Origin of the sequence: Streptomyces sp., from assembly GCF_035644915.1 — a bacterium.
Taxonomy (GTDB): Bacteria; Actinomycetota; Actinomycetes; order Streptomycetales; family Streptomycetaceae; genus Streptomyces.
In genome coordinates this window covers 1-6,590 of record NZ_DASQNP010000194.1, presented here as the reverse complement: position 1 = coordinate 6,590, position 6,590 = coordinate 1, and the positions used below count along the sequence as shown (strand labels likewise).

6 protein-coding genes are annotated in these 6,590 nt (G+C 71.9%); 3 read left to right on the top strand and 3 right to left on the bottom strand.

Going from position 1 to position 6,590, the window contains the following annotated elements; genetic code table 11:
* A partial coding sequence (locus VE546_RS21615) for a helix-turn-helix domain-containing protein (protein WP_324924889.1) occupies nucleotides 1-356 on the bottom strand: 356 nt, incomplete at its 3' end.
* Nucleotides 357-588: 232 nt separating this feature from the next.
* On the opposite strand from VE546_RS21615, the gene VE546_RS21610 reads away from it, so the two are divergent.
* Nucleotides 589-1,041, top strand: a complete 453-nt coding sequence (locus VE546_RS21610; protein ID WP_324924887.1) for an ATP-binding protein — start codon at nucleotides 589-591, stop codon at nucleotides 1,039-1,041.
* Nucleotides 1,042-1,116: 75 nt separating this feature from the next.
* On the opposite strand, the gene VE546_RS21605 is transcribed toward VE546_RS21610, so the two are convergent.
* Nucleotides 1,117-1,806 (bottom strand): hypothetical protein, encoded by a 690-nt coding sequence (locus VE546_RS21605; protein ID WP_324924885.1) that lies wholly within the window; start codon nucleotides 1,804-1,806, stop codon nucleotides 1,117-1,119.
* Between the two features lie 277 nt (nucleotides 1,807-2,083).
* Between VE546_RS21605 and VE546_RS21600 the strand changes: the two genes are divergently transcribed.
* Both VE546_RS21600 and VE546_RS21595 read left to right on the top strand, forming a co-directional pair.
* Complete coding sequence (locus VE546_RS21600; protein WP_324924883.1) at nucleotides 2,084-2,407, top strand: hypothetical protein; 324 nt, start codon at nucleotides 2,084-2,086, stop codon at nucleotides 2,405-2,407.
* Between the two features lie 66 nt (nucleotides 2,408-2,473).
* Complete coding sequence (locus tag VE546_RS21595; RefSeq protein WP_324924881.1) at nucleotides 2,474-2,890, top strand: hypothetical protein; 417 nt, start codon at nucleotides 2,474-2,476, stop codon at nucleotides 2,888-2,890.
* Between the two features lie 15 nt (nucleotides 2,891-2,905).
* On the opposite strand, the gene VE546_RS21590 is transcribed toward VE546_RS21595, so the two are convergent.
* On the bottom strand, nucleotides 2,906-6,214 hold the full coding sequence (locus tag VE546_RS21590) for a type ISP restriction/modification enzyme (protein WP_324924879.1): 3,309 nt from the start codon (nucleotides 6,212-6,214) through the stop codon (nucleotides 2,906-2,908).
* Nucleotides 6,215-6,590 lie beyond the last annotated feature (376 nt).

Sequence of the window (6,590 nt, the reverse complement as noted above, 5' to 3'; positions counted from 1 at the left end):
CCTTCCGTCTGCAACAGCCCCGGGATCAGCAGCGGATCGTAGGAGAAGCGGCTGACGACCTCCGACTCGATGAGCGCGAAGTCGCGGAAGAAGCGCGGCAGTTTCGCCCGGTCCACCTCGTCCTGGAGCACCTCCAGCACTCCCCCGGCCTCCAGCACCCGTTCCGCGCCCGCCGTGAACGCCGCCTTCGCCGGCCGCCGTCCCTGTTCGACCGAGGCGACCTGGTCCAGCGAGTAGCCGATGGCGTCCCCGAGTTCCGGCTGGCTCAACCCGGCCCGCTTGCGCAGGTGTCGGAGCAGCTTGCCGTAGGCCACCCACACTCCCGGCAGGTCCTCGTTCTCCTCCTTCGACCGCACCGTGCGACTGTTCCGCGCGTCCCGCACCGCACTCACGTCCTTCCGTCCCCGATGTGCCCCCATGCCGCCGGGGTGATGACCAACGCGGGCCGGAGCGGCGGGGACACGGACGCGGACCCGTACAACTCCCGTACAAACAACGCGCGCGGGCACGGGCGCCCTCCGTACGACGAAGGCGGCGTACGGCCGTCGTCCCTGGTCGGCGACTTATCCGCTCGCCCACGCTGACGATGTGACCCACCGACAGACCGCCGATGAGCCCTGCGTCCCCACCCACCGGCTGAGCCTGCGCTTCAGCAGCACCAGGCGGGGCGCCCGGCTGGCCCGCCGACTCGCCGTCCAGCAGCTCACCGAGTGGACCGGCCTCCCCCACGACTGCGACGCCGCGCACGCCGTCGCCCTCGTCACGGACGAGCTGGCGGCCAACGCCGTCGCCCACGGCAGCCTCCCCGGCCGGGACTTCCGGCTGACGCTGCTCCTGCCGCCCGAGCCCGTCGTACGGCTCGAGGTGACGGACACCCGCCCGGAACGCCTCCCGCGCCACCCCGCGGCCGTCCCGACGCCGCCCGACGCGGTGTCCGGGCGGGGGCTGTTCCTGGTCGCGGTGTACGCCAGGCGCTGGGGGTGCGAGGTGCGGGACGCGTTCACCAAGACCGTCTGGGCGGAGGTCGCCCGGCCGTCCTGACCGGCGCCTTCCGTACGGGGCGCATCTCGGCGGAGGTCGCCGGCCGGGCCTACAGACGTAGCCGGACGTAAGGAGTCAGCCGTCGGCCCCTCGGCCGGAAGGCCCCGGTGGTGCGGCCGGCACATCCGGTACGGGCAGCACCAGGGCACGGGCGAGAGCGGCCGTGACCTGGAGGGCATGACCGGGCAGTTGCCGGGCGGCCCAGGTGGCGGCCAGCCCCAGGAAGTCGGCCAGGTCGCGCTCCGCTCCGGCGAGCAGGCGCCGCAGTTCACCGGTGGACAGCTCGATCACGGGACTGTCGTCCCGGTCGACGTCCACGGCCAGACGGACCCTGCCGCCGAGCCGTTCGGCGGACGGGGAGGGGTCGTGGCCGAAGGAGGCCCAGCCGTCGCCGTCGAGGACCTCGAGCCAGGCGCCGCGCTCTTCCAACCCGTTGCAGCAGCCCGGCAGCAAGGTGACGCCGGTGGCGGTGTCCGTGACGCGCAGGCCGCCGGGCACGAAGAGGTCGTCCATGGTGAGCAGGCCGTGCAGGAAGGCGCCGATCGGGTCGGCGGGGCGTGCCGGCTGGCCCTCGGACTCCGGCCCGACGTCGTTGCAGCGGGCGATGCGCATGACCGCCGTGCCGACCTCGGCGGGAGTCAGCACGCCACTGAGCGGCATGAAGCCGTACGGCTCGGTCCCGGCCACCGGCCAGAGGGCGAAGTCGTCGGGAGCGTAGACCTCAAGGACGGGCTGCACCACGATCACCCCTGGAGTGTGGGCCATGTCCTCCCTGTGACGCAGCCCGGTTTACGCGGCGGCCCCTGCCCGCCCGGCAGGAACCGGCGCGCTCCCGGTGAGCAGCTCGCGGCCCGGCGGGAAGGAGCCGAGCCGACCGGGGCGGGGAGCCGTACGCCCCCTCTCGGCTGGCGCTCACCGCCGACGGCCACCTCGCCGCGCAGCATGCGGAACCGTCGCAGCACCACACCATCGCCACAGCCAGGGCGGGCCTGTCCCCCGAGCTCCCCGTCGGCCGAAGCAGGCTGCGAGAAAACGCAAGGCTGTGGACCGGCAGCGCGGCACGGACCTTCGCCACGCTCTTCGCGAGGCGAAACAGCGGCGGCGTGATCCACAACGCGCTGCGGTTCTTCTCGAACAGGCAGAGGCGGCGCTCCCTGTGCTGCCGGAACCACAACGCACCCAACTGCTCTACGAAATGGTGGTCTTCCGCAACTGGTTGGCCAACACCCCGGGGAAGAAGGCGAAGTCCAAGCCGAAGCGGCAGACGGCGTCCGGCAAGGCGAAGCTGTCGAAGCAGGAGAAGCGGAGACAGGCCAGGGAGATACAGGCTCGACTGGAGGGCGCGCGTCCGCTTCCCGGCGTCTGAGCCCCGCGCCGACGAACCGGGCCCGCTCACGGCGGGCGCGGCCGTGACGCGGCCCATACTGGGGCCATGCTTCCTCCCACACCTGCGCTCTCGCCCCTCCAGCACCGTCTGTTGCGGGAGTTGGACCTCTCCGACCTTCCGGCCCCCGACACCGGGGCCGCGTCCTTCGCGGCGCGGGGCCTCGACGCGGACGAGGTGCGGGACGCGCTGCCCGCTCTGCTGTGGTCCGGGCTGGTCGAACAGAGGGGCGGCGCGGGCGGCGACCTCGCCCTCACACCGTCCGGGGCGGCGGCCCTGTACGCGGCGGAGTGCGACGAGCTGGCGGCACGGTTGGGCGCGGTGGCGTCCTTCGCGGACACGGTGGCGCGGGGAGCGGCCCCTCGTCCCGCCGGGTACGCGCTGAAGCGCCTCGCGGAGGGAGCGTGGACTCTGGAGCAGGCGGAGGCCCACGTCACGGCAGCCGAGGAGCAGCCCCGGCGGTAGCCCCTTCCCGGCGGTTCACAGGGGTTCCGGGCCGTCGAAGTCCAGGTCGACGCGCCGCCGAGGGCGGTCGGCTTTGGGTTGCGGCGGGAGGACGCCCGCGGAGGTGAGGTCGGCGACGGTGACGACCGGCGATTCCACGATCCTCGTCGTGACATCGTCCTGCGCCGGAGCGAGATCGACCAACCGCCTCAGGACGGATAGCAGATCGATCAGTTCCTCGGTCCACTCCCCCGGCCAGGAGGTGACGTGGATGTCGTCCAGCGGGCTCGTCTTCCGACTGGTGGGGGACGCCTTGCGGTAGCCGAACCACTTCCTGACGATCCGCATGCCGCCGACCTCGTAGTCCCATACCTCCGGCGGAACCCCGCTGAAGACGCCCGGCCCGACGTGGAGGGTGTGTTTCTCCTCGTCGTATCGGAGGGCGTCGGGCACCGCGGTGCCGATGGGGGCGTCGTAGCGCACCTGCCGCGGGTCACCGGGCGGGAACCCGACCCCCTCCGGGCCATTCCTCTGCGCACCGGGAGGGGGGTCGCACTCGCCGTAGGTCACCGCCCAGAGGAACTCGCGGCCGATGGCGACCGCGCGGTGCCACAGGTCCGGGTCGCGGGTGAGGGGTAACCGGATTCCGGGGGTGAGGAGTTCGTCGGCGAACCGTTCGGTGAAGGCACTGTGCCCGGCGACGGCCACGGCGTAGGCGGCGAGGTCGTGCACCGTCACCTCGTCCAGGCCGAGCACGCCGGCCAGGTGCCGGAGCAGGCCGGTGGGCGCGTTGGGGCTGCCGTCCGGGTGGAGGACGGGGTGCACCCTCCCGCCCCGGCCGTTGAAGTGGTGCGTGTCCGGCAGCAGAGCCGTCGCGACCAGCGCCGGTCCGGTACTGATCTCGTGGCTGTGCTGCTGGTTGAGGAACACCTGTCCCGGTTGCAGGGACTCCCACAGGTCAGGCCGTGGGAAGTCGAGCACCCGGTTGTCCGCGACGATCCACTGGCGGTCGAAGCTGCGCAACGCGATCCGTTCGAGCCGCGGACGGGTACGGCGGCTCTCCTCGGCGATGGTCCGGCCGGGGTGCGGGAAACCCGGCAGGGGCGCCGGGCGGGAGTCGAGCCGGCGGTCCCTGGTCTCCTTGAACAGCCGGGCCTTCTCCTCCGGGTCCGTCTCCCCGGTGAGGCGTGCCCATCGGCGGAGGAGAACGTCCCTCGACGGGGAGGTCACCCACGACCGGTTGGCCTTGCTGCCGGGGCTGCCCCAGGGGAAGAGGTCGTTCAGCTCCGGGTGGTCCTCCCAACCCGACGAGGTGGCCGGTGTGAAGGGACGCACCCCATCGCTGTGCGTGTCGCGCCAGCCGCCGTCGTCGATGCCGAGGGCCCGGAGTTGGGCGAACTTCTCCGCGCGCTTCCCGTGGAGCGCCCGGTAGTGCACGCGTGCGGGCCTACCGGGGTCGCGGTCCGCACGCCGTACGAAGACGCAGATGCACAGCGGCTGGGCGACGTGGGGGAACACGCGGTTGGCCACGTCCGAGCGCTGCCCTTCGGGGGTCAGGTTGACGATCCACCCCTCGTCGCACGTCCTGCGCAGGTAGTCGCGCATCCCGCGCCCGGCGGGACCGGTGGCGAACGCCGACGGGGTGATGAAGCAGACGAGCCCGTGCCGCTGGTCCGAGTGCGCGTCGAAGACCTTCCAGGTGGCCCAGCGCCAGAAGTAGACGTACATGTTCTTGAGCGCGTGTTCGTGACGGCCGTTGCCCGGGTGACGGAAGTCGTCCAGCGGCGGGCGGCCCTGGCCCCTGACGCGCTTCTCGATCCAGCCCCCGCGGTCCTCGGCCTTGTCGTCGTAGGGCGGATTGCCGATGACCACGGTGACGGGCACGTTCGCCTTGACGTGGTTGGCGCGGGCGCGCGCCTCGGAGATCGCCGCGTAGGTGGAGGCGAACTGCTCGTCCTGGACGAACGGATCGTCGAGGGTGTCGGTGACGTGGAGGTTCAGCCCGCGGGGCGGGAGCGTGGCGCCGTACTTCCTGAGGAGGTCGGCGGTGCGCAGTTCGGCCACGGCGAAGGGTCCCGTCTGGAGCTCGAAGCCGTAGAGCCGCTCGGCGAGGCGGCCGATCGCGTCGGGGGCCATGGCGTCGCCGTGCCGCTCGGCCGCCTGCCGTGCGACACGATCGATGATCGTGTGGAGGTAGGTGCCGGTGCCCATCGCGGGATCGACGATGCGGACGTCCTCGTCGCCGTAGCCCCGGGCCTTGCCCAGGCGGGTGCGGAGCACGTCCTCGGCGAGGCGGACCATCTCCTCGACCACCTCGTGCGGGGTGTAGTACGAGCCGCTGCGCTGCCGCAGGCCGTCGTCGTAGACGGAGAGGAACGACTCGTACAGGTGGAGGTAGGCGTCGCGGTTGCCGTGCCGGATGGTCTCCCACTCGACGGCGCCGATCGTCCTGGCCAGGAGGTGGAGGGTCACCTCGAACCGCTCGTTGACGTTGTCCGTGAGCAGTTGGAGGGCCTTGCCCATCAGGGCGTGGCCGGCGTTGAGACGGCGGCCGACCTCGTGGAAGTTCGTGTCGGTGACGGGAATGCCCTCGGTGTGGGCGAGGAGGAGCGCGAAGGTGACGGTCTGGGCGTAGCCGTCCGCGAAGGTCGCGTCGTCGGCGGTGGGGAAGAGCAGCCGGCGCCAGTCGCTCCGCAGGCCCGTGAAGGGCCGGTCGCCGGAGGTGGAGTCCGCGTGGTCCGCCTGCGCCTCGGCCCGCAGTTGCTCCCGTACGGCCTCGCGCAGCAGACGGCACAGCGGGGCGAGGTACCGGACGAGCACCGAGACCCGCCGGATCTCCTCCGGTCCCCAGTGGAGCACGTGGTGCACCAGCGTGTCGAAGGCCGCGGGGTTCTCCGCCGTCAGCTTCTCCCCGGCGCTCTTGAGCGCCCCGGTCAGCACGACCTCCTCGCCGACCTGCACGCCGTTCCGGAACAGCCGCCAGTGAGTCCCGTTGGTGTACAGCAGGTTGGGGAGATCACGCAGCCGCTGCCACTGCCGTCTGTCGTGGCCGGTGAAGCCTTCGGGGTCGATGTTCTTGCCCGGCCGCTTCACCTCGACGTATCCGGTGATCTGCCCGTTGACGCGCACGGCGTAGTCGGGGCGGACCCCGAGGTGCGGTATGCGGGTCTCGGGGTGCCAGGTGACCTCGCGCAGGGCGTGGTGCTCCCCCACGGTGCGGAACAGTTGCTCAAGCGGGCCCCGGATGGCGGCCTCGCGGTCACCGGGCCCCGACAGGTTCCGCTTGCACTCCGCGCCGAACGCGGACACGGCGTCCCGGAGCCACTGAAGGCGTGCGTCAGCCATCATTCCCCCCACCCCCTGGGGCCCGATGTGACATCCGGGCCCAACCCCCACGTGATGGGCAGTATGAGGACAACAGCCCTGAAAGGACAGGGTTGTGCAGGAGCTGATTCACTCCGCGCGTGCTCCACGGTGGGCCGGTGATGCGCTTCGGCCGTCGCTTCGACAGCCCCGCGAACCTCCTGGAAGTACCCAACGCCCCCCATGCGGTCGTGCGTCGTGGCACCGGGGCCGTACCTCCGTGCCGGGGAGGGTGAGCGGCTCCACCGAGGTGCGGGCGGTCAACCGAAAGCCCGTCGGCCGGAAGCCCTCAACGGCACCCCTGGTACGGCCGGTCCGGTTGTGTGAGCGCACGGCGACACTCGTAACAGTGCCGCTA

What these genes read in the sequence shown, in the direction of transcription:
- VE546_RS21590 (WP_324924879.1), bottom strand. Translation starts at nt 6,214, where the DNA reads ATGGCTGACGCACGCCTTCAGTGGCTCCGGGACGCCGTGTCCGCGTTC.
- VE546_RS21605 (WP_324924885.1), bottom strand. Translation starts at nt 1,806, where the DNA reads ATGGCCCACACTCCAGGGGTGATCGTGGTGCAGCCCGTCCTTGAGGTC.
- VE546_RS21595 (WP_324924881.1), top strand. Translation starts at nt 2,474, where the DNA reads ATGCTTCCTCCCACACCTGCGCTCTCGCCCCTCCAGCACCGTCTGTTG.